23 protein-coding genes are annotated in these 22,305 nt (G+C 65.9%); 7 read left to right on the top strand and 16 right to left on the bottom strand.

What is annotated here, in order from left to right:
* Positions 1–404: 404 nt before the first annotated feature.
* From ACIBGM_RS31385 to ACIBGM_RS31445, 13 genes are all read right to left on the bottom strand, one after another.
* The gene (locus tag ACIBGM_RS31385; RefSeq protein ID WP_396387590.1) at positions 405–1,664 is read right to left on the bottom strand and encodes an acyl-CoA dehydrogenase family protein; all 1,260 of its coding nucleotides are present in this window, start codon (positions 1,662–1,664) and stop codon (positions 405–407) included.
* Positions 1,665–1,698: 34 nt separating this feature from the next.
* The gene (locus tag ACIBGM_RS31390) at positions 1,699–2,574 is read right to left on the bottom strand and encodes an SMP-30/gluconolactonase/LRE family protein (RefSeq protein ID WP_396387591.1); all 876 of its coding nucleotides are present in this window, start codon (positions 2,572–2,574) and stop codon (positions 1,699–1,701) included.
* A 58-nt stretch (positions 2,575–2,632) separates the two neighbouring features.
* Positions 2,633–3,412 carry an ABC transporter ATP-binding protein gene (locus tag ACIBGM_RS31395; RefSeq protein ID WP_396387592.1) on the bottom strand — a complete coding sequence of 260 codons (780 nt, stop codon included), beginning with the start codon at positions 3,410–3,412 and terminating at the stop codon, positions 2,633–2,635.
* A complete protein-coding gene (locus tag ACIBGM_RS31400; RefSeq protein WP_360536187.1) occupies positions 3,409–4,008 on the bottom strand; it encodes an ABC transporter permease subunit in 600 nt (199 codons plus the stop codon). The genes ACIBGM_RS31395 and ACIBGM_RS31400 overlap by 4 nt, the downstream gene beginning before the upstream one ends.
* A gap of 260 nt (positions 4,009–4,268) precedes the next feature.
* A complete protein-coding gene (locus ACIBGM_RS31405; RefSeq protein WP_396387593.1) occupies positions 4,269–4,895 on the bottom strand; it encodes an ABC transporter substrate-binding protein in 627 nt (208 codons plus the stop codon).
* Between the two features lie 529 nt (positions 4,896–5,424).
* The gene (locus ACIBGM_RS31410; protein WP_360536191.1) at positions 5,425–6,201 is read right to left on the bottom strand and encodes a FadR/GntR family transcriptional regulator; all 777 of its coding nucleotides are present in this window, start codon (positions 6,199–6,201) and stop codon (positions 5,425–5,427) included.
* 87 nt (positions 6,202–6,288) lie between these two features.
* Complete coding sequence (locus ACIBGM_RS31415; RefSeq protein ID WP_396387594.1) at positions 6,289–7,641, bottom strand: amidohydrolase family protein; 1,353 nt, start codon at positions 7,639–7,641, stop codon at positions 6,289–6,291.
* A gap of 23 nt (positions 7,642–7,664) precedes the next feature.
* Positions 7,665–9,125, bottom strand: coding sequence for an NAD-dependent succinate-semialdehyde dehydrogenase (locus ACIBGM_RS31420; RefSeq protein WP_360536195.1), 1,461 nt, complete (start codon positions 9,123–9,125; stop codon positions 7,665–7,667).
* 41 nt (positions 9,126–9,166) lie between these two features.
* Positions 9,167–10,171, bottom strand: coding sequence for a transketolase C-terminal domain-containing protein (locus tag ACIBGM_RS31425; RefSeq protein WP_360536197.1), 1,005 nt, complete (start codon positions 10,169–10,171; stop codon positions 9,167–9,169).
* Positions 10,164–10,973 (bottom strand): 1-deoxy-D-xylulose-5-phosphate synthase N-terminal domain-containing protein, encoded by an 810-nt coding sequence (locus ACIBGM_RS31430; protein WP_360536198.1) that lies wholly within the window; start codon positions 10,971–10,973, stop codon positions 10,164–10,166. The genes ACIBGM_RS31425 and ACIBGM_RS31430 overlap by 8 nt, the downstream gene beginning before the upstream one ends.
* A gap of 56 nt (positions 10,974–11,029) precedes the next feature.
* Positions 11,030–11,908, bottom strand: a complete 879-nt coding sequence (locus tag ACIBGM_RS31435) for an NAD(P)-dependent oxidoreductase (RefSeq protein WP_396387595.1) — start codon at positions 11,906–11,908, stop codon at positions 11,030–11,032.
* A 54-nt stretch (positions 11,909–11,962) separates the two neighbouring features.
* Positions 11,963–12,202 (bottom strand): tautomerase family protein, encoded by a 240-nt coding sequence (locus ACIBGM_RS31440; protein WP_360536201.1) that lies wholly within the window; start codon positions 12,200–12,202, stop codon positions 11,963–11,965.
* On the bottom strand, positions 12,195–13,082 hold the full coding sequence (locus ACIBGM_RS31445; protein ID WP_396387597.1) for an enoyl-CoA hydratase/isomerase family protein: 888 nt from the start codon (positions 13,080–13,082) through the stop codon (positions 12,195–12,197). The genes ACIBGM_RS31440 and ACIBGM_RS31445 overlap by 8 nt, the downstream gene beginning before the upstream one ends.
* A 225-nt stretch (positions 13,083–13,307) precedes the next feature.
* Between ACIBGM_RS31445 and ACIBGM_RS31450 the strand changes: the two genes are divergently transcribed.
* Positions 13,308–14,273 (top strand): dihydrodipicolinate synthase family protein, encoded by a 966-nt coding sequence (locus tag ACIBGM_RS31450; RefSeq protein WP_396387598.1) that lies wholly within the window; start codon positions 13,308–13,310, stop codon positions 14,271–14,273.
* 112 nt (positions 14,274–14,385) lie between these two features.
* Here ACIBGM_RS31450 and ACIBGM_RS31455 read toward each other — a convergent pair whose 3' ends face one another.
* Both ACIBGM_RS31455 and ACIBGM_RS31460 read right to left on the bottom strand, forming a co-directional pair.
* Positions 14,386–15,321 (bottom strand): superoxide dismutase, encoded by a 936-nt coding sequence (locus tag ACIBGM_RS31455; RefSeq protein ID WP_360536207.1) that lies wholly within the window; start codon positions 15,319–15,321, stop codon positions 14,386–14,388.
* A gap of 115 nt (positions 15,322–15,436) precedes the next feature.
* Positions 15,437–16,015: a TetR/AcrR family transcriptional regulator gene (locus ACIBGM_RS31460; RefSeq protein WP_360536209.1), complete on the bottom strand. Its 579-nt coding sequence runs from the start codon at positions 16,013–16,015 to the stop codon at positions 15,437–15,439.
* 882 nt (positions 16,016–16,897) lie between these two features.
* Between ACIBGM_RS31460 and ACIBGM_RS31465 the strand changes: the two genes are divergently transcribed.
* The 4 genes from ACIBGM_RS31465 to ACIBGM_RS31480 all read left to right on the top strand — a co-directional run bounded on the left by ACIBGM_RS31465 (position 16,898) and on the right by ACIBGM_RS31480 (position 18,773).
* A complete protein-coding gene (locus ACIBGM_RS31465; RefSeq protein ID WP_360536213.1) occupies positions 16,898–17,092 on the top strand; it encodes a hypothetical protein in 195 nt (64 codons plus the stop codon).
* A 90-nt stretch (positions 17,093–17,182) separates the two neighbouring features.
* Positions 17,183–17,401 carry a hypothetical protein gene (locus tag ACIBGM_RS31470; RefSeq protein ID WP_396387599.1) on the top strand — a complete coding sequence of 73 codons (219 nt, stop codon included), beginning with the start codon at positions 17,183–17,185 and terminating at the stop codon, positions 17,399–17,401.
* Between the two features lie 87 nt (positions 17,402–17,488).
* Positions 17,489–17,737: a hypothetical protein gene (locus ACIBGM_RS31475; RefSeq protein ID WP_360520607.1), complete on the top strand. Its 249-nt coding sequence runs from the start codon at positions 17,489–17,491 to the stop codon at positions 17,735–17,737.
* 148 nt (positions 17,738–17,885) lie between these two features.
* Positions 17,886–18,773, top strand: a complete 888-nt coding sequence (locus ACIBGM_RS31480) for a 1-aminocyclopropane-1-carboxylate deaminase/D-cysteine desulfhydrase (RefSeq protein ID WP_396387600.1) — start codon at positions 17,886–17,888, stop codon at positions 18,771–18,773.
* A gap of 4 nt (positions 18,774–18,777) precedes the next feature.
* Here ACIBGM_RS31480 and ACIBGM_RS31485 read toward each other — a convergent pair whose 3' ends face one another.
* The gene (locus ACIBGM_RS31485; RefSeq protein WP_396387601.1) at positions 18,778–19,533 is read right to left on the bottom strand and encodes a hypothetical protein; all 756 of its coding nucleotides are present in this window, start codon (positions 19,531–19,533) and stop codon (positions 18,778–18,780) included.
* A gap of 1,150 nt (positions 19,534–20,683) precedes the next feature.
* On the opposite strand from ACIBGM_RS31485, the gene ACIBGM_RS31490 reads away from it, so the two are divergent.
* Both ACIBGM_RS31490 and ACIBGM_RS31495 read left to right on the top strand, forming a co-directional pair.
* The gene (locus tag ACIBGM_RS31490; RefSeq protein ID WP_396387602.1) at positions 20,684–21,316 is read left to right on the top strand and encodes a hypothetical protein; all 633 of its coding nucleotides are present in this window, start codon (positions 20,684–20,686) and stop codon (positions 21,314–21,316) included.
* Positions 21,317–21,694: 378 nt separating this feature from the next.
* Positions 21,695–22,015: a hypothetical protein gene (locus ACIBGM_RS31495; RefSeq protein WP_396387603.1), complete on the top strand. Its 321-nt coding sequence runs from the start codon at positions 21,695–21,697 to the stop codon at positions 22,013–22,015.
* Positions 22,016–22,305 lie beyond the last annotated feature (290 nt).

Raw genomic sequence — 22,305 nt, forward strand, 5'->3', positions numbered from 1 at the left:
CTCCCTCCCCGGCTCGGTTCAAGCCAGGATCTCTCCGGGAAGCTGGTCAATTTTCAGTTGCCGCCCACTGGTCAGTTTTCAGCTGCCGTCGACAAATCGTCCCGTTCACGCGTGCCGCGGGTCGGCTGGTGCGGCGGTAGTCGGCAAGCATGCGTACCGGGCGACAGCCTGGGGCGTGGGTGGGAGCAGACGTAGCGGGTGCGTTGAGAAGCGGAGCGACGAAGGAAGTGACTGCGAGAGTGCGCTCTACAGAAGATGGTGTCCGAGGAGGGACACGCACCTTAACCACACGCCTCAAGCTCAACGCCTAGTGGTACGGCGGACTATGTCGGCAATCCGTCGCCGAGCGGGCGGCGCGACGTGCGGGGTTGCTTGTGCCCACCTCCGCCGATCGCGACTGTGCGTCACCTCACGTCGCTTCGCCGTCGAGCCAGGACTCTCTCCGAGTCGAGGGTCCCGATGTTGGAAAGCATGAGTGGGTTGGTGCCGAACCCGTGCTGCAAAGTCAGTGCGTCCCGGATGAGCTTCTCCGTTTCCCAGCCGGCCATCATCCCGCGGCCACCCAGCAGTTCCATCGCAGCCCGGGCGACTCGGACGACCATCTCGCTCGCCGAGACGTTGGCAGCCCAGGCCGCAGCGGGATCGAGTTCCTGGGGCCCGACCTTGTCGAGGGCACGGGCAACGCAGTACGCATGGCCGAAGGCGGCGTCCAGCTCGACGCGCATCGAGCCGAGCTGGTGAGCTACAAGCTGATGCTGGTAAATCAGGCTCCCGCCCTGAACCCGGCTGGTGCACCAATCGAGCGCCACTTCGTACGCCGCGCGGGCGACACCGATCGACATGAACGCATTGACCAGGTTGGAGCCCGTGTTCGCGCCGGTGCGGGTCGAGCTCAGCCCCCGACCGACCTCGCTCACTGCATAGTCGAGCGGGACCCGGCAGTTGTCGAAATGTACGTCGGTCTGGATCGATGAGCGCTGGCCGAGCTTTCGGTACGGCGGTCCGAAGCTGATGCCGTCGGTGTCGCCGGGGACGGCGATGAGTGTGACCCCCGACTCGGCTGGAACGCCGGGGTCCGTCCGGGCTCCGACGAAGTAGATGCCGGCCATCGTGGCGTTGGTGATCATCACCTTCTCGCCGTTGAGGACCCAATGGTCCCCGTCGCGTCTGGCCTCCAACTGGACTCCAAGCTCGGGATTCGAGCTGAGTAGATGGTTGTCGCTGCCGACGTTCGCTTCAGTGATCGCGCTCGCGCCGAGGTACCACGGATCCTGCCTGAGCTGCTTGGTTACGTCCCGGCGGAGAGCCGGTGGAAGACGCCGTACCAGCTGTGAGAATCGCCAATTGTGCTTGAAGTAGTAGGCGATTCCGAGGTCACCGCGGGCCAGCTCCTCGACGACCAGGCCGAGCAGGACGGCGCTTGCCCCACGACCGCCGTCCTCCGAGGCGAACGCCAAGGACTTCAGCCCCAGATCGATCCCCGGCTTGACCACTGAGATCGGGAAGCTGTCGCGGTCGATCACCGCGTCCAGTTCGTCGCGTGCCGGTACGACCGTCTCGTCCACGTAGCTCCGCACAGCGTCAAGGAGGAGCCGATCGCGGTCGTCGAGGCTCTCTACGGCATCGTCTGCCGGCAGACTGTTCCATCGCAGGGCGTTCGTCATGTTGTCCTATCTCTCAGTCTTGCCGGGGTGGGTGTCAGCGCTTTACGGCGATCAGTCGGAACTCCGCCGTTTCCGGGGACGGCGTGGTGAATCGCGCATTGGACAGGTAGAAACGGTCACCGAATCGGGCCATGCAGGTTGGTGTGTCGAAACGCGGATCGGTCCAGCGCTCGATGACTTTGCCGGTGCTTCCGGTGGCATCGAGTTCGATGACAGAGACCGTGTTCTCCAGGTTCTGTACGACGTGGAGGACGGTGCCTTCGAGGACCATTCCGTCGCCCCACAGGACTCGTTCGCCGCCGAGATCCACCTCACTCGCCTCGCCGGTGCTCGGCTCGACCCGGAAGATCTTTCCCGTATTGGTCTGAACGATCAGGAGGGCCTGCTTGTCCGGCGTACGGACGATGCCGTTCGAATTGAAGCATTCGGCGAACGTGGGGCCCTCCTGATAGACGAGCACGCCGGTGATCGGCAGGCGGAGGACCTGCTGTTCGGCTGGCAGCTCGCCTCGTTCGTCGAACGGGAGCCGGTACAGCACGGGGGCGAATGAGTCGGTGACCCAGGCCTCGTGCGGGGTGAGCACGATCTCATTGATGAACGATCGGTCACTGCCCAGTTGGTACCGGGCAACGACGGTCTTGCTCGAGGTGTCGATCACCGAAAGGGAACCGTCGATTCCGCCGCACACGAAGAGGCGCCCGTGCCAGTCGAGCGCCATTCCGACAGCGGTGGGGCCAACCGGCGGGGCGAAGACCTCGTACGTGCCGGTCGCAAGATCCACTCGGTACACGGCGCCGGTCTGCAATGAGGACACGTAGGCGAACGGGCCGTCGCCGATGACGATGCTCTCGGGTCCGGATCCGTCCGGCATGGGGATCTCGGTTGGGTACTCGGCCGGTGTTGTCTTCACGGCTGGGTCGCTCTGCACTGTCGTCGACCTTTCAAGTCAGTGGCGAAGTGGATGTGTGTCAGATTCCGCGGATCTCGGTCGGATCCAGCCCACGCGCGAGCTGCTGTCGCAGATCCGTGAGCTCCGGCGTGCCGGGGTCGCGCGGGTGCTGTGCGTCGAGCGGTACGTCGTGGATGACGGCTGCCGGTCTCGACGACAGGACAACGACACGGGTTCCGAGCACGACGGCTTCCTCGACATCGTGAGTGACGAAGACGATGGTCATGCCCGTTTGGCGCCAGAGCTCGATGAGGTCCGAACGCAGCTTGACGCGGGTCTTCACGTCGAGTGCGCTCAGGGGCTCGTCCATGAGCAAGAGCTGCGGCTGTACCGCCAGCGCCCGGGCGATCGCCACACGTTGCCGCTCGCCGCCAGAGAGCTGGTGGGCCGGCTTGAGTGCCACGTGGTCGAGGCCCATGAGCGCGAGTTTCTCCCGGGCTACCGCCCGGAGCTCGCTCCTCCTCGATGGCGTCCCTCGCAGCTTCATGCCGAGTACGACGTTGTCGCGGGCAGACAGCCATGGCAGCAGTCGGGGACTCTGGAACACGTAAGCGAGGTCCGGCCATGCCGTGGCGGGTTGGTGCCCGAGCACGGAGACTTCGCCGGAGGTGGGCGGGATGAGGTCGCCGAGGATGCGCAGCGTGGTGGACTTGCCGCATCCTGAGGCTCCGAGCACACACAGGAACTCACCAGGCATCACTGTGAGGTCGAAGTCCTGCAGGATCGTGTCTGGTCCGTAGGCGATCTTCAGGCCGCTGATCGCGATGGCGGGCTCGACGTCGGGACTGTTGAGGGTCATGGTCGCGTCCTCTGGGAGGTGGATGCGCCGGTCCGCCTGGCCACATAATTGCTCAGTGGGTCGAGAATCCAGGATTCGACGACATACACGATGATCACCACCGTGATGATCGAGGCGAAGACCTGCGCGGTCTGGAAGTTCTGCCGTGCCTGGTTCATCACGAGTCCGAGCCCCATCTCGGCACCGAAGAACTCGGCGATGATCGCGACCTTCCATCCGACGGAGAAGGACAGCCGCGTGGCCGCCAGGACATGGGGCAGCAGCAGCGGCAGTTCGATGCGGCGCAGGACGGCGAGTCGATTGCGGGTGAAGCTGCGACCCATCTCGCGAAGCTCCGGATCGATTGCCTTGAGCCCCTCTCGCAGACTCACCATGGTGAAGGGCAGCAGGATCAGCGTGACCACGAAGACCACGGCCGAGTCGCTGACGCCCAGCCAGATGACTCCGAGGATGGCCCAGCCCACGCCCGGAACGGCGTTCAGCAGGGGCAGGAACCGGCCGCCGATCAATGTGTCCAGCCATGGCGCCACCTGGGTGAGGAGGATGAGTGCGCCGCCCATCACCATGGCGAGAGCCATCGCGGCCGTGATGCGCACGAGCGAGGTGAGCGTGTGGGCGGCGAGGTCACCGATCAGGAACTCCTTGACGTCACGGACAACGTCCATCGGTGGCGGGAGCAGGTACTCCGGCTGGTGCGGAGCCGCGAGTTGCCAAGCGAGCAGGAGGAGTAGCGGTGCTCCGTTGGCTAGAGCGAAGCTCAGCCTGCTGCGGCGAGGCTGCCCCTGTTGCCCTCGCCGTAGCGAGGATCTGGTCTGTGCAGACAACGGGTTCAGCAGCGAGGCTCGGGATGAGTGGCTCATTTGATGATCTCGTCCTGGATCTGTAGGGCCTTGGGGATGTCTCCGCCGGCAGCGGCCTTGTCCCACATGACTTGGGCCGACTCCAGCCACTCCGGGTCGAGGCCGCCGATGTAGTCGTAGGCGCCGCTCCACTGGAATGTGATGTACTCGGCGGGCAGGCGGGTCTTGGCAGAGATGGCGTTCGCCAGTTCGTCGATGTGGTCGCGGGCGTAGGCCACCGACGCGGCGAGCAATTCCTGGAACTGCTTGTAGCAGGTCTGGTTCCGCTCGGTCTGGGTGGCGAGCGCCTGGTAGGAGGCGAAGACCGGGTTGTGGCCGGTGAGCTTCCGCCACGCCGGATCTGACGTCATGATCCGCCTGAACTGGGAGTCGTGACCGAGTTTGTAGGCGGTGAAGCTGAAGTCGCTGACGGCGTCGATCTGCCCACGCTCCAGGGCCGCGGTGAGCTGGGCGGGATCCATCTCGACCCATTTCAGGTCGCCGCCCTGCAAGGCGGAGTTCAGCTTGTGCCCGTCGCGCAACAGGATTCGCGTCACCATGGTCGACGACGACCCGAAGCTGGTCACGCCGATCGTTTTGCCGGCGAGATCCTCGGGGGTTCTGATGTCGCTGCCGTCGCGCACGTAGACGCCAGATGCCCCGGGGGTGTTCTCGTCGGCCGTGCGTCCCGACGAGAGCGCGACGATTTTTCAGATCGACTCCCTTGCTGCGCGCCTGCGGCACACCGACCAGGGACGACTCGATCACGTCGAACTGGTCTGTGCCGGTCGCCTGGATGAGCGCCGGGAAGGTGAGATAGCTGAGTTTGAGGCCGGGGAACTTGGCGACGTCGATCTTGTCGTGCTCGATCGCGTACAGCGCTGCCCTCCGGACGTCGTCGTCGGCCACCGCCACCTTGAAGTTGCTGCAGTCCCCGTCCGCTTGATCGGATCCCTCGGCGCCGGCGCATCCGGCCAGCGCCAGCACACTCGTCGCGACGGCGATGCAGCCCGCCCCGGTCCAGCTTCTCGTCCTCATGGGAACGCTCCTTCATCCCGAATTGGCTTTGCGGCTATGCCAATTCAGAATGGTAGGAGGGTGTCCGCAAGTCAAGACTTTGGAGAAGTGGAAAGGCCAATTCTGCAGACGATTGGCGCGCCGGTCGGCGGGCCGTCAGCCCTCGCGACTCAGCAGGTGCTCGCGCATCACGTCGTTGTGCCGGCGGACGGCGGCGAGAGCGGCCTCGGAATCCGCGCGCTCCAGCGCGTCCACGATGGGCGCGTGCAGGGCCAGTTGGGCCTCGGCCTGGTTGGGTGCGAGCCAGCGCGGGACCCGATCGCTCTCGACCCAGTGCTGGTACTCGTACTCGAGAAGCGAGGTGTGGACCTGCTCGTACAGGGCGGTGAGGACCGGGTTGCCGGCCAGGTCGACCAGCGTCGCGTGGAAGACGGTGTCGGCGGCGATCCAGGTAGATGTCTCTCCGACGCTGTCGCGAAGACGTGCGAGCGCGCCGCGCGCTGCGTTCAGGTCGGCTTCCGGGCCTCGGCTGACGGCCTCCTGGACGCCGAGGCTCTCGAGCCACAGGCGCAACTCGACCAGGTGCTCGAGGTTGTCAGCGGTCGGAGCCGGCAGTGACTGACCGTGGGAGCCGCGTGCTTTGTCGGGTCGCCGCAGTACGTAGGCGCCCGACCCGCGCCGGCTCTCGACGAGTCCCATCAGCGAGAGCGTCCGGATCGCCTGGCTCACCGTGGGTCGGCTGGTCCCGAACCGCTCGGCCAAGGTGCGCTCGGAGGGCAGGCGCGTCCCTTCCTGCAGGTCCTGATTGATGATGAAGTCGCGGATCCGCCCGGCGATGGTGTCGGACAGCCGCGGCGGCGCGGACACCGGTTCCAGGTCGCTGAAGTCGACGTCGTCGGCCTTCGCAGACCGTCTCGATCCGTCCAGGCTCATCGCGGCCCCTTGTCAGTCGTGAGCTCCGTCCCTTTCGATAATGCCGAGCGCTGCCGAATTGGTCAAATGGCTAGGGAACTTTTCACCTCAGTTCCGACAGCTGCCAAGCAGGAGGTCCGGATAACCCGACCGCGCGATCAACCCCTCTGCGGAGGCTTCGACGGCCCGTACCACCGCCGGTACGTCGACATCGAGCAACCGGCCGTCCTGCTTGACCGGGCGACCGCCGATGAGAACGGACTCGACGTTGCTGGTGTCCATCATCATGACCACAGCTCCGGTCGCCTGGTTGACCGGCGCCGCGTTGATGAGGCCGCCGTTCAACACGATGACGTCAGCCTCCTTGCCGGGTGTCAACGATCCGACCCTGTGGTCCAGGTGGGCCGCTCGCGCACCCTCGATGGTCGCCATCCTCAGGACGTCTCGAGTGCTGATCCTCCGAGAATCCACTGTCCCGCGGACTGCCTTTTCCTGAAGCCGGCTCCTTTGCAATGCGTATGCAGCGCGCATCTGAGTGAAGAAGTCGGTGGGCCCCAGGCTGACCGCATCGGTGCTGAAGCTCGGTTGGACCCCGTGATCCAGCGCGGCCTGCATGCCCGGCATTCCGGTGCAGAGGGTCTGCTCGACGAGGTTGGACAGACTGGCCTTGCCGTCCGTCGCGGCGATGACCTGCCAGGTGCTCGACGCGAGGCCCGTGCAATGGATGTAGGTGTTCCATGGCCCGGCCAGCCCTTGCCGGGCCAGCTCTTCCACCTGCAGCCCGGCAGCCTCGTCGTTGACGTGCGAAAAGATCGGCAGGTCCAGCTCCCGGGCCAGCTGCCAGTTGGCCCGATTGACCGGAGTACCGAGAGCGAGGGTTACGAGCTGGTCATCGGAGCCGAACACCGCCTGGCGTAGGCGTGACACATCGAGGGGATGGCGGCTCTGCGGGTGTGGAACCGCGCTCCCGGAAGTGGCTGAGTAGGCATAGACGCAGCGCAGGCCGGACTCGCGGAGGGCTTCGACTGCAGCGTCCGTATGCTCCGGGGTGTACGTGCACTGGGATGTGTCGACGACGGTGGTCGTGCCCGCGTTGAGCTGCTCGAGGGCCCCGGCGTACTGGCCCCAATAGACGTCGCCCGGGGAGTAGTGGTGAAAGATCGCGTTCTCGCCCTGGCGAGACTGGGTGAAGTAGTCAACCGCGAGGGCATCACTCCAGTAGCCGCGCAGGGCGGTCTGGAACATGTGGTGGTGGGAGTTGACGAACCCAGGCATGACGATCCGGCCAGTGCAGTCCATGGCCGGGGCGTCGAGGTCGATCCGTGGCCCCACCGCCTTGATGCGCGTTCCCTCGATGAGGACATCGCCCGGCGCGAAATCGCCGACCGCCGGGTCCATCGACAAGACGGTTCCGCCGCGCAGCAACAACCGGTGAGTAGCGGGATCCTTGTGGTTCTCCATGTCATTCCCAGTTCCGGTCGTGATCACCAGGCGGTGGCGATGTACTTCGCCTCCGTGTACTCGAGCATTCCCTCGTGACCACCCTCACGGCCGAGTCCGCTGAGCTTCACGCCGCCGAACGGTGCGCTGGGGTCGGACACGACGCCTCGGTTGAGCCCGACCATGCCGGTTTCCAGAGCCTCGGCGACCTGCATTCCCCGACTCAGGTCGGTGGTGTAGACGTACGAGACGAGACCGAACTCGGTCCGGTTCGCGGCCGCGATCCCCTCTGCTATGCCGGTGAACCGCACGATCGGCGCCACCGGCCCGAAGATCTCGTTGTGCAGCACGTCGGCTTCCTCCGGAACGTTGTGGAGCACCGTCGGCGGATAGTAGTAGCCCTCCCGGTCCGGGATCTGGCCTCCGGTGAGTACGTCGGCGCCTCGGCGAACTGCGTCGTCGACCAACTCCTGCACTTTGTCCTGTGCGGCCAGGTTGACGAGAGGGCCGAGGTCGACCCCGTCGTGATAGCCGGGACCGATGGTGAGCGACCGCATGGCAGCAGCGAACTTGCTCCCGAACTCCTCGGCGACCGCCTCGTGGACGTAGAAACGGTTGGCGGCCGTGCAGGCCTCACCGCCGTTCCGCATCTTGGCCACCATCGCGCCCGCGACGGCCTGGTCGACGTCCGCGTCCTCGAGGACGAGGAAGGGTGCGTTCCCACCCAGCTCCATCGACGAGCTGAGCACTCGGTCGGCGGCCGCATGCAGCAGCTTGACGCCGACCTCCGTCGAGCCGGTGAACGACACCTTCCGCACGACCGGCGCGGACAGCAGAGCGCCGACCACCGACGCGGAACGGTGGGCGGGGAGCACATTGACCACGCCATCCGGTACGCCGGCCTCACGCAACAGGTCGGCGAGTGCCAGGGCTGTCAGCGGCGTGTCGCTGGCCGGCTTGAGCACCACCGTGCACCCGGCCGCCAACGCGGGTCCGATCTTGCGCGTCGCCATCGCCGCCGGGTAGTTCCACGGCGTGACGAGCACGGCGACCCCGATCGGCTCCCGCTGGACGATGATGCGGTAGTCGCCGCTCGGCGCGGTGGCCAGCGTCCCGCTCAGCCGGACCGCCTCCTCAGAGAACCACCGGAAGAACTCCGCGGCGTACGCAACCTCGGCGCGGGCATCGGGAAGTGCCTTGCCGTTCTCGGCGCTGATCAGCAGGGCCAGCTCCTCCTTTCGCTCGACCATCAGGTCGAACGCTCTGCGCAGGATGGTGGAGCGGGTGCGTGGCGCCGTACGTCGCCAGGTCGCGAGCGCTGACTCCGCCGCGGACACCGCGTCCAGGGCGTCGTCAACACTGGCCGAGGCGACCGAGACCATGGGCTTGGCCGTCGCCGGGTCCACAACGTCGACGGTGGCGCCGTCGCTGCTGTCCCGCCACGCGCCGCCGATGAAGAGTTGACGCGGGACGGACGAGACGAGCGAATCGATCGGGTGCGGCACGATGCGTTCTCTTTCTCTTCAGGGTGCGAAGCTGCTGTGGGTCAGACCGGTGCGTACTCGCCGGGAGCGACCGCGACCTCGGTCACCGTCGGGAGTTCGTCGCTCCGGCCCAGTGCGGACCACGCGGCCGCGACCACGTCGCGGATCCCGAGGCCGTACTTGCGGAACAGGTGCGGACCGGTCTTCGAGCCTTCGGCGAACGTGTCCTGCAGGCCGACCCGTCGCAGCGGCCGGCCCAATCCGGCTTCGGCCAGCGTCTCGGCGACAGCCGAACCGAGCCCGCCGATGACCGAATGGTTCTCCGCGGTCACCACCGCCTGCACACCGCGAGCGACATCGAGGACGGTCCGGGCGTCGAAGGGCTTCACGATCGGTGCGTTCAGCACGGCGACCGAGACGCCGGCGCCCTCGAGGATGCGGGCCGCCGCGAGCGTGGTCGACAGCATCATGCCGTTCGAGATCAGCGCCAGGGTGTCTCCGCGACGGAGCACCTGCGCGCGCTCGAGCGAGAAGGAGTGCGACTCGTCGAAGATGACGGGGATCTCGCCACGCTTCAATCGCAGGTAGACAGGGCCCGCGACGTCCACGACCTGCGGCACGACCTGACTGATCTCCACGGCATCGGCGACGTCGATCACGGTCATGCCTGGAATCGCGCGCATGATGGCCACGTCCTCGATCGCCTGGTGGCTCGGTCCTCCCGGCGTTGACACGCCCGGCATGAAGCCGACGATGCGCACCGGAAGACCCGGATAGGCGATCGAGTTGACGATCTGGTCATAGGGCCTTCGGGTGGCGAAGACACCGAACGTGTGCACGAACGGGATGTGGCCGCGACGCGCCAAGGCACCGGCCATGCTCATCATGTTGGCCTCGGCCATGCCGGCGTGGATGAAGCGCTCGGGGAGCTTCTCCTGGAAGAGGTCGATCTCGCACTGGCGGGTCAAGTCGCCGGAGAGACACAGAATCTCCTCGCGCTGGAGGGCGACCTCGACAAGGGCTCGTCCATAGGGTTTGAGCACGGTGGGGTAGGGCGGCTCATGCAAGGCGGGCCTCCAATTCCGAGATCGCCTCGCCGGCAAGGCTCGGCGGGAGCTTGATGAAATGACCGTCGGCGTCGGGCGGAAGGACGCTCAGCCCTTGCCTGGTCGACGTACGCGCGATGACGACGCTCGGCTTGTCGCTGTCCATGGCCGCGCTCAGCGCCGTGGACAGTGCGTCCACGTCGTGCCCGTCGACGTCCTGGACGTCCCAACCGAAGCTCGCCCACTTCTCGGCCATGGGTTCGAGCGTCGTGATGGAGCTGACCGGGCCGTCCACCTGGGAGTCGTTCGCGTCGAGCAGCACGATCAGCCGGTCGAAACCGTGGTGGCCGGCGAACATCGCAGCCTCCCAGGTCTGTCCCTCCTCGAGTTCGCCGTCGCTGACGAGGACGAAGACGTACGCCTCGTCGTCAGCCCTCAGCCGGTTCGACAATGCGAAGCCGACTCCGCCGGACAAGCCGGTGCCGAGGGATCCGCAGGTGAGGTCGACGGCGGGGGACCGCTCCGTGCCGATGGCCTCGAGCGGGGAGTCATCCTCGCCGTACGTCAGCAGAGCCGATTCGTCCAGCTGCCCGATCTCGGCCGCGGCGGCGAAGTTGGCGATGATGTAGTGACCCGGGGAGCAGACGATCAGGTCCCGTTCCGGGCGATATGCCGTGCAATACAGGGCCGCGTACAGCTCGGCGGAGGACAGGGCCTGGCCGAGGTAGCCGAAGCCGTGCGGAGCCACCATGCGGACCGCTCGCAGCCGGACGGCGTCCGCAAAGCGCCGCAGGTCCACGCTGGTAGTCGTGGTCTGGGACATATCGAGCTTCCTTCAGCTAGAGGGCTACGGCCGTTTGACGTTGGAGTGCGCGGACATCAGCCGTCACTCACGTCCAGGCCCGCCGCGCGGGCCTCCTGGACGAACAGGGACAGGAAGTCGAGGTCGCGCAGCCCCATTCCGATGGCGGACTGGATCAGTTGGTGGACAGATGCGCCGATGGGCATCGGCACCTCGAGCGACCGGGCCTCGGCCAGTCCCAGGTCGAAGTCCTTGCGCAGGAGCTCGGTGGTGAAGGTCGGCGTCCAGTCCAGCGCGACGAGATCCTTGGTGCGTTGGCGCACCCAGTCCGACCCGAGGACGGTTCCGTTGAGGAACTCCAGGAACGCGGCTCGGTCGGTGCCACCCTTCTCGGCGAGAGCGGTGACTTCCACGAGCGCCTGGACCATCATCCCGAGGTAGAGGTTGTGGCAGAGCTTGACAAGCCGACTCTGCTCCTCGCTGCCCGCGTGGACGACGACCTTGGCGATCTGCGCGAGGTAGGGCGCAACGGACTTGAAGGTGGATTCGGGGCCTGACGCAACGATGCAGGCGCCGCCTTGCTCGACCACGTGGGGGTTGCCGCTGATCGGAGCTGCCAGGAAGCCGACGCCTGTGTCGGCCGTGAGCTGCCGGATCTTGGCCGACATCTCGATGGAGACCGTCGAACAGTCCACGATGATTTCCGGCAGGCGATCGCCGCTGAGCAGGGCGGCGACCACCTCTTCGAGATCCTTCGGGGTCGACACCATCACGAAGACGATGTCTGCCTGACCAAGGCCGGCCACCTCGCCGACGGCACGAGCGCCTTTGGCAACCAGAGGCGCGGTCTTGGCCGCGGTGCGATTCCATACCAGCAGGTCGTTGCCCGCGTCAACGAGCCGCGCGGCCATGGCCGCACCCATCCGGCCGGTACCCAGCCAACCGAGCTTATCCATGTCGAACGGCTCCCTGCAGCCTAGATTCGGAGATTGGGGGAAGGAGGAGGGTCATCACTGCCCAGCATCGTGTACGCGGGCCTGATACCCGGCGGGCGTGCTGTCGGCGTACCGTTCCGCAAACGTCTTGCCGCCCTTCATCTTGTCGGTCCACTCCGACTCGATGATCTGCACGGTGACGACGTCGATCGGACAGCCCAGGTTGTCCACCAAGGCGCGGGTGATGTCGCGCATCATGCCCTTCTTCTGCTCGTCAGTACGACCCACGGCCATGAACACGTGCACCTCAGGCATCGGTCTGTCCTCCCGCATCAGCCTTGTCGAAGTTGTTCCGCCGGCCCTCACGGACGTAGCGCACGGTCTCGGAGATCGCTTCGCGACGGTGGATCGACTTCTGCTTGGCGACGTGGCCGAACATCTGGATGCCGAAGCCGCCGTCGAGGTCGTCGACGATGCGCTTCTTCCACGGGCGCCGTACCACCTGGGTCGTGAGTCGCCGGGTGACCCGAGGCTGGCTCATGATGTGGTCGGCGATGGCGAGAGCCCGCTCGAGGAGTTTGTCCCTCGGCAGCACCTCGTTGACCATGCCCCAGTCCAGGGCCAGCTGAGCGGTGATCGCCTGACCGGTGAGAAGCGCGTAGGCCGCTCGCTTCACACCGAGCAGCTCTTGGAAGCAGCTGTGGATACCATCGCCGGGGACCGAGCCGATGTCGTAGTGCAGGTCGAAGAGGGTGGCGTCCTCTGCGCACAGGGTGATGTCACACATCAGCACGATCTCGCTGTGGAATCCGGATCCATTGAGAATGCCGATCGTGGGGATCTCGAGATCGTTGATCAGTGAGCTGACGTTGATGCGTCCGTCCTTGTAGGCGTACTCGTACGCCCAGTACGGCATGTCCTCGTCCTCGAGTTCGAACCCGGCGGGGTCCGAGTCCATCATGAAGTCCTCACCGGTGCCGGTGAGGATGAGGACCTCGTTCTCCGGGTCGGCACCGAGCGTTTTGAGCATCTGGCCCAGTGCCCGGTGGTTCTGGACGCTCAGCTGGATGGAGCCTCCAGCGGTGTGTGCAGCGGCGACGACCACGCCGTTCTCGCGTTCCAGGTGGAAGAAGTCCCGGAACTTCTCCCGATAGTCGTCGAACCTCGGGGTCGGGATGAACTCTTGCAACGACATCGTCTGGTCCTCGTCTGGTCCGGTGCTCACCATGGGACCGACCGGAGCCGGGCCGCCGTGGCCGAACACGAGTGGCAAAGTGGCTTTGCCAGTGTGCTGGTGCCGTGCGTGGCTGTCAAGAGTCAGCCGCGAGGTGTCATGCTGGCGCGGTCGGATTGACAGCGACTCTCGGCAAGCGCCACACTCAATTGGACTAGCCAGATTGCCAATTGAATGGAGTACGGGATGGATTACGCACGCGCTGGCGCCAAGCAGGCCGCTCGCGAGAGGTTCACCGGTCTGTGGGCGGCCATCACCACGCCGTTCACGGCCGATGGCGAGATCGACGAAGCGGGCCTGGTCGGCGACGTCGGCCACGTCACCGACCGGCTGAATGCCGGCGGCCTCTTCTGTACGGGAGTCATGGGGGAGTTCTGGTCGCTGGGGATGGAGGAGCGCAAGCGGAGTGTGGAGACGGTGGTCGCGGCGGCTGCCGGCAAATGCCCGATCCTGGCTCACACGGGCCACCACTCCGCGCGGGACACCATCGAGTTGACCCGGCACGCTGAGCAGGCGGGTGCCGACTTCGCCGTCGTGATGACCCCGTACTACCCGGTCAGCTCTCCTGAGGGGATGCGCGCGTGGTACCACGAGGTTCTGTCGTCGGTCGACATCGGCGTGTGGTTGTTCGACACGAGCTTCTCGGGCGTCACCATGCCGATGGACCTCATCGACGAGTTGGCGGACATCGAACATGTCTGCGGGATCAAGGTCGGGCACGACCACGCCCGCTACCTGGAGACCCTGGCTCGGGTGGGTGACCGGATGCTGGCGTGCGAGGCGAACGAGGCCGTGTGGCTGGAGAACATGCGTGACCACGGCCAGACGGTCTACATGTCGTCGGCCGTGCCGTTCCTCTTTCAAACGGCGGAGTGGCAGCCCATGCGCGAGTACACCGAGTTGGCTCTGGCCGGGGAATACGACAAGGCCGCCGAGATCGCGGCCACCCTCGAACCGCTTCGTGCGTTGGGTTCGAAGTGGCTGCACGGACAGTGGCTCCGGGAGCGCATCCTCCCGATCCCGTTCGTGAAGGCGTGGGCGGGGCTCCTCGGTATGTCGGGCGGTGACCCTCGCGCTCCGCTTGCCGGACTCACTCCCGCGCAGCATGCGGAACTCGAGGCCGATCTCGCCTCCGTCGGTCTGCTTCGTTGAGCTGCAAGTCGCATCGGGAGCGTTCACGTCGTCCGTGCGCTGGCAGGTCCGGAGCGGGTCCGGACCTGCCTGAGTACTGCTCGGGCTGGTCGTGCGACTGCGTGGCCGGCGATCAGCCAGGGATCGCCACTACGGTGAATTCGGCGGTCTCCGGTGATGCGATGCCGAAGCGCGCGTTGGGCAGGTACAGGCGATTGGCGAAGCGTGCGACCGTGGTCGGAATGTCGAATCGCGGGTCGGTGCGCCGCTCGAGGATCTGTCCCTTGCTGCCTGACTTGTCGAGTCGCACCACCGCCACGGCGTTGAGGAAGTTCTGCACCACGTACAGGGTCCGTCCTTCGAGCAGTATTCCGTCGGCGAAGAGAAGGTCGTCACCACCAAGGTCGACCTCAGTCCCTCTGCCGGTTGCGGGATCGACCCTGAAGAGCTGCCCCGTGTTGGTCTGCGCGACGAGTAACGCGCTCCCGTCGGGTGTCCGGACAATGCCGTTGGCGTTGAAGCCTTCCTCGAAGACGATGGCTCCGCCGAGCGGTACTCGCGCGACGTCGGACTGCGCCGGCAACTCGCCGCTCGGTCCGATCGGCAGCCGGTAGAGAACCTGGCTCATCGAGTCGGTGACCCAGACCGCATTCGGTGTCAGCGCGAAGTCGTTGACGAACGTCGTACCGGTGCCGAGCCGGTACGACGCGATGACCGTTCCGCTGGCCGTGTCGATCACCCTTGCGCTGCCCGCCTCACCGCCGGCGACAAAGAGCCTGCCAAACCTGTCGAGGGCCACGCCGATCGCGGCCGTGCCAGAACCTCGGGTGAGGACCCGGCCCTTGCCGGTCCGCAGGTCGAGCTTGAGAACGTTGCCGTTGGCCATGGAAGACAGGTAGGCGAAGCGGCCACCGATCGCGATGCCCTCGGGAAAGAATCCCGTGGGGAGGGCGATGGTGGCGGGGAAGAGAGCGTCGTCCGAGGCGTCCCCTCCTTCCCGATCGTCGGGCGCAGCGGGTGCCGGCAAGGCGCCGGTCGCGGACGTGGTCAGCGCCGCGGCCGTCGCCATCAGGCCCGTCAGGAACGTGCGACGTGCGTACATATGTCGTCTCCTTCATCAGCGTTTGAATTTTGACTTACAGGTACAAAATCTGGGCAGGGTTCGGCGCAGGCGCCGACGTGGGTCAGAGGGCGTCGATGATCGCGTCGACCACCCGCACCATGCGATCCGGTCCCTCGGTGACTCGCCCAATGACCCTCAGTCCGATCGTTGTGTTCAGCAACAGGCTTCCGACGGCGAGGGGGTCACGATCTGAACTGATCTCTCCCGACCGCATGCCCTCCTCGATCAGCCCGCGGAAGGCGTCCTCGGTCTGGTTGAAGACCTGCCGGACAAGTTCGGTCGCGGTCTCGTCCGAGCCCGCCAGTTCCGTTGCGGTGTTCACCACCATGCAGCCGCGACGGTCCGGATCGGCCAGATCCAGGTCGACGAGGAAGTGCAATGCCTGGCGCAGGCGGTCCTTCACTGTCCCCGGCCCGTGGAGTATCTCGGCCAAGGCCGGCGACTGGCTGTCGCGGTAGCGACGGAGCGCCAGCTCGAAGAGTGCTCGCTTGCTGCCGAAGGCGTTGTAGAGACTGCCTTTGCCGACACCAAGGGCCTCGGTGAGTTCCTGCGGCGTGGTGGCGGCGTACCCCTTCCGCCAGAACAGCTCCATGGCCTGATCAATCGCAATGTCCGGATCGAACTGCTTCGGCCGTCCCATAATCACGACCCTAGCCGGTTCTGTACCTAGAGGTCAAGAAAGTGATGCCGGTCGGATCCGGCCGATACAACAGCTACGCGAGCCCGTCCTGTGGCGCATCCTCCGCAGCCTCGAGTACGAACAGCCAACATTGCCCTGGGCAATGATCGGCCGCAGCTACATCCCGCATCGGTGGATCGATCGTCGGTCCCTGACGGGTCAGTTGGACGACGACGTCGCGACCGCAGGCTTAGGCGAGGCCGACCGCGGCGCGCCGTTCGGCTGAACGTGCTCGTGACTGCGTCGCCGTCGAGGTACACACCGACGAGGGCGGCGTCGCGCAGCAGCACCAGCGCGGCCGCCGCCTGGGTGGGCTTGGGGACGCCGGCCGCCTTGCAGACCGCGGTCAGCGTCTGCCGAAACCAGGTGCGGTGCCGCGCGATGATGGTGCGGATCTCGCCGTCGGCGTCGGGCTATTCGGCGGCGGCGTAGATGAACGGGCAACCGCGACGGTGGTAGCGGCGGGCGTCCTCGGCAATGCCCTCGATCACCCGGTTGAGCACCTGGGTCGGGGCGCCCTCCTCGGCCGCGGCGGCCTCGAGGTAGCCACGGTCGCGATCGACCCGGCGCCCAGCCGAGGGCTGCTGCCGCTGCCGGCCATCCGATCGTCCCTTCCGGTGCTGGCCAACCCGCTGAATCGTGGCCGCGAGGTCACTCTGACCTTCGACCAGTTCCGGTACGCGTTCGCGAACGCGATCCCCGAGGCGGAGGCACTATTCCTCTATGCCAGCCATCACGTCGCCACCCCGGGCCTGCCGATCTTCCAGAGCGCCGTCGCGAACGTGAACCCGGCCTCGCACACCAAGGCGGACACGAAACCCCGAGCGAGGGCCGCTGCTGATCGTGTCCGGCGAGAACGACCGCACCGTGCCTCGTGCGATCAGCCAGGTGGCCTACCGGCGCCAACGGAAGAACCCCGCTCCGACCGAGTTCGTCGAGATTCCCGGCCGCGGCCGCTCTCCGGTCTTCGACTCGGGCTGGACAGACGCTCGCACCGCGCTGGACTTCCTGGACCGAGAGGGGATCAAGGCCGCTTGAAACGATGCTCTGGCACTTGTAAGGAGCAACACCCCGCGGCTGCCGACCGGAGCCGAGATCCTCGGCCCGGTCGGTAGCCGCGCGTAGTTGATGCGCGGCTACCCCGGCTTCGATCTCAACCGCTTCATCACGATGATGCTCAACGTGTTCTGGCCGCTGACCGACGACTTCCTCAGGGGCGGTGACGACGGACTGAGCCCCAACGGCGCGTGCATCACCAACTACTGGACCAGCTCAGCGTGCGGGCCATGGCGGCGGTGCCATCCCGAGTCGTCGTCTGGCGGCATCGCGTTGGTGCGCCAACAGTGACGATTCAGGCCCACCCGCGATACGGGTTTGAGCGGACAACAGGCGCGTCCGAGCACGACACAAGGCCTCTCGGAGGGTTGCGTTCGCGTGCTGAAGTTCGGTGACCTGGCGCTGCAGACGATCGACTTCCGCGATGAGCACGGCTACGTGCTCTGCCTCGATTGCCTCTGCCGAGCGGACCCGTTTACGGCTCCGCCAGTGGCGCAGACTGCAGCGATCCAAGCAGAACCGTTGGTCGAATCTGGCCGCGGTGTAGGTGTCTCCGCAGTGCTCACACACGTGCTGGCGCGCACTCAAATCGGGCCCAAACGGGGGTGGAAGATCGTCCATAAATGACTCAGCGTCCGGCCCCCGAAGGTGCCGAAATGCCCGTTGCAGATCGCCGAAACGCCTCGGGTGCAAGATGTGTGCCAGCGTTGGTGCCAGGACCTGCGGGAGCAGGTTCTTGGCGACGTGCCATGCTGGCGTGGTGGAGGATGGGCTGATGTCGGAGCTTCGGTTGCCGTCGCCGGTGGTTGAGGTTGACGATGAGCGGCTGAGGGCTGCGGGGGTGCGGGTTCTGCTGAAGCGGGACGATCTAATTCATCCGGATGTGCCGGGCAACAAGTGGCGGAAGTTGAAGTACAACATCGCGACTGCTCGGGAGTTGGGCTTCGAGGTTTTGCTGACGTTCGGTGGGGCGTACTCGAATCACGTTCGGGCGACGGCGGCGGTCGGGCAGTACTGCGGCTTCAGCACGATTGGGGTGATTCGGGGTGAGGAGCACCTGCCGCTCAATCCTTCGCTGCAGTACGCCGTCTCTCGCGGGATGCGGCTCACGTACCTCGATCGCACGACGTACCGGATCAAGAACTCAGATGCGGTGGCCGATGCGCTTCATCGGGAGTTCGGCGACTTCTATCTGATCCCCGAAGGCGGTAGCAACGCTGACGCCGTACGCGGCTGTGCCGAGCTGCCGGCGGAGCTGGACTCGTCCTTCGATGTTCTGTTCTGCGCGGTTGGTACTGGGGGCACACTCGCAGGCGTAGCGGCTGGCGCGCGGCCGGATCAGTTGGTGATCGGGGTCCCGGTTCTGAAGGGTGGCGACTTCCTCGAAGCGGAGATCGTTGAACTGCAGCGGCAGGTGTACGGCGCGCGCAGGGGATCCTGGCGGCTCGAGTGCGATTACCATTTCGGCGGATACGCGAAGCGGAGCCGGGAGTTGGACGAGTTCATCGATGACTTCGAGGCGCGGCATGGTTTGCGGCTGGACTGGGTGTACGAGGCGAAGATGATGTACGCGTTGTTCGACCAGGTGGCTCGCGACGCGTTCCCAAGGGGTACGACGATCGTCGCCTTGATCAGCGGCTCCGGAGACGTGCCGGGACTCTGATTTGCTAGGCCTCGTGCCACTCCAGGTGCCAGTCTCCTGAGTTGACGATGAAGTTTTTGCCGAAGCCCAGCCAGCGGCCGTTCATGCGGCGGGCGTGTGGGCTGATGACGAGTTGGATTGTGCCGTGGTACACCGCGCCGCGGTAGTAGCCGGTGGGTGCCGTTCGCTCCTTCCAGGTTCCGGTGGCGATGGCTCCGTTGACGGACAGGTCGAGCGTGAGTCGTGATTCGCCATCGGCGGGATCGGTCGAACCGTGGAGCCGGTTTCCGGTGTGGTAGAGGCGGATAGTGTGTTGGCCCTCCAATGTCGCGTCGCGGCCGGCGGAGAAGTAGCTGTACTGGGAAAGCCAGAGTCCGCTGAGATTGCCGCTTGTCGCTCGCGCTGTGTCGAGGCACGAATAGTCGGCGAGGTCGGCCACGAGATCCGCGACGGCGCACTGGTAGAGCTCTGCCAGTCGGGCGAGGACATCGAGGGATGGGGCGTAGCCGGTTGATGCAGGCCACTGCTCCCAGTAGGAGAAGTTCTTGAAGGTCTTGGGCTCGTCCGGCCAGCGATGGTTCCATTGGTCGGCTGCGTCGCGCTGGCTCCAGTCGTGGGCGAGGCGGAACGCCACTCGTGGGTTTACGCCGTACCGGTCGGCGAAGGCGTCGGCGATCTCAACCCAGGTCGATCCCTGAGCGCGTAGTTCGGTGGCCCAGTCTCGTCGCTCCTGGCGCAGACTGCTCGCTCTTGCCGGACGAGTGCCAGGGGTGATGCTCATGCCTCCCATGGTGTCACAACCTCCCCGTTGCACGGGGAGGCTTGGGGTTAATGGTCACTGGCTGTCTCGGCGGTTCGTTCGCGTTGCTGACGGCAGATTTGGAGCATGGTCAGGGCGGTGGGTGAGCCCGAGCGTGCGCCGGAAAGTGCGCGGTTCCTCTGCCCTGTCGCCCTGGCCTGTCCAAGCTGTGACTTTGATCGGAGGACGGGGAAGTGGACGTGACCAGGCCGCGAACGCGGGAGTGGCCGGTCCTGCGTTCGGCGCAGGAAATGGATTGCGATGGCCGGAACCCTCGCGGCGACCAACCGTGCGTTCTCGGATATCACCAGGGTCCGCATCGGGATGACGCCGGCACCGAGTGGCTTGATGACGGCGACCTCGCACACCCCGACTGGCTCGATGAGTAAGCGGCGAAATGTCCGCGACCGGCGGTTGCGCCGGTGGGTCCTGAGGACTGCGGCGGTCGATCGGCGCAACGGCGTCTCGCCGGAGGGCTACGACCCACACGGCGTCAGTCAGATTCTCCCTTGGTGCGTGGAGGCATATCTGGCCCGCGGTCCGATCACTCAGCGGATGTCTACCCGCAGATATCGCATGGTGGAGTGGCGGAAGGTTCATGCCGGCGGTTCGCGGATCCGGGCAACTGCGGTAATCGAGCTCCTCGAGGGCCCGCGACCAGCTCACGCGATCCGGCCATGACGTGCTGATCGCCCCTCGAGCCGGGGGAGCGGACGCGCTGAGGAGCAGCCCACGTTCTCCTCAAAGTCCCCTATGCCCCGCTTCCGTTCCTCGTTCGACCGGAAGTTCATGACCAGCCCCTCACTGATCCTGGTCCCGCCTTCGCCCCGGAAGCTGCGTCCATCCGATTCCTGACGCCGTGTCAGGCCGGGGGGGCGCAGCGCAGCACTTCGCAGCGTTTCGCAGGAGCCCTCATTTGCCGATTCGCTGGTGGTGCGGGGCGTTGAGCATTCATGGCGAACAGACGAGAGGTCCAGCGGGCGAAGCCAGAGTCGCGGGTGAGAGTAGAAGCGCCCGATCGGCCGCCGGTGCTTTATCCACAGGTGGCTCGTGTGCTGCGCCGGATTGTTGTACGACTGGCGCAGAAGAGGCGTGCAGCTGAGAACGCTTCGCGGTCGGAGGAGAAGGCATCATGATCGGCGACAGGCAGGACGAGTGGGCGACGCTGGATGAGCTGCTCGGGATGGAGGCGCTTGCTGCTCGTCCGGTCGGAGGCGATGGGATCGGGCGGCTGGCGTTCTACGGGCGTTGCTCGACGGAGGACAACCAGGATCCGAAGTCGTCGCTGGCGTGGCAGTTGGGTGAAGCCGCCCGGTTTGTCGAGCCGCTCGGCGGCGAGATCGTAGCGGAGTTCTTCGACATCGGGCAGTCGCGGTCGTTGCCTTGGGAGCGGCGGAACGAGGCGAGCCGGGTGCCGAAATTCCATCGGTACGGCGTCTCGCTCTGGATACCGAGTCTCGGTGCGCAGTTCGATCCGGAGAACTCTGTGCACGACATGGCGATGCCGATCACCGGTGGGTTGTCGAAGTCGGAACGCCAGCATGTGCAACGCCGCGTACGGGCGGCGATGGCGGCTCAGGTGGTGACCGATGGGCGGTACCAGGGCGGCAGGGGCCCTACGGGTATGTGGTCGTCGACGCCGGCCCGCATCCGAACCCGCGGAAAGCGCAGGAGGGTTACAGGCTTCGGGTGCTTGCCGTCGACAACGAGGCGGCGCCGGTTGTTGAGCGGATCTTCGAGCTGTAGCTCGGTGGGCTGGGCCTGAAGTCGATAGCTGAGACGCTGAACGTCGATGGCGTCCCGTGTCCATCGGCGCACACGCCACAGCAGAACCGGCATGCACGTCGTACGGTTCCGGCGGTCGCGGCAGTCGAAGATCGTACGTTCTCGGGAGCCCGCCCACCCCGCCATCGTGTCCGTAGACGCCTTCACGCGAGCACAGCTGGAGTTGCGTGTGCGCCGAGGGAGCGGACCGGCGGATCAGGCCAGGCGTGAGCGGACGCGTGTGACAACCACGCGGGGTCTATCGGTTCCGGGCGCGCGGGTGCGGTGTGGGTTGTGCGGACGGAAGATGCAAGGCGCTGCGCGGAAGCATGCCATCTTCTACCGGTGCTGCGCGCGAACTCTGGTGCCAGGGTCAGAGGTGGCGGCTGTCCATCCGGCGAATGTGTACCTGCGGGAGGACCATCTGACGCGGAAGGTGAACGCCTGGATCGCGACGCTGTTCAGCCCCGAGCATCTCGCCGAGACCGCGGAGGCGTTGGCAGCAGTCGAAGAGGATCACGAGTCAGCATTCGTTCCGGTCAGGTTGGCGCAGAGGATCGAGGCGGCGGAGGCTGCGATGGCCCGGTTGCGGCGAGCGCTCGAAGCCGGTTGGGATCCCGCGGCGCTGACAGAGCAATACAACGCGGCGGTGGCCGACAAAAGGGCCGCCGAGGTTCCCGAGCGCTTGGGCTCCAGGTGAGCTACAACCACGAGACCAGATCGGCTGAAGTCGCCATAAGCCCCGCTCTGCGTGGCTTTAGCGTTGGTGTCCGAGGAGGGACACGCACCTTAACCACACGGCCGGAGTTGAATGCTTGAGATCGGCGTAGGGTGTTGTGCCGAGTTACGAGCATTCCGGTTCTTAGCGACTGACTGGCCACGCAGTTGGTTGTTTGAAGGGCTGTGGGGGAGCGGTGCGGGCAGGCGCGCTGTCTCTGCCCGGGAGCAGGGCCAGGCTCGCCGCGGTGCCGTTCAAGGTATCGGGGGCCG

It is taken from the genome of Kribbella sp. NPDC050470 (assembly GCF_044458365.1).
GTDB lineage: Bacteria > Actinomycetota > Actinomycetes > Propionibacteriales > Kribbellaceae > Kribbella.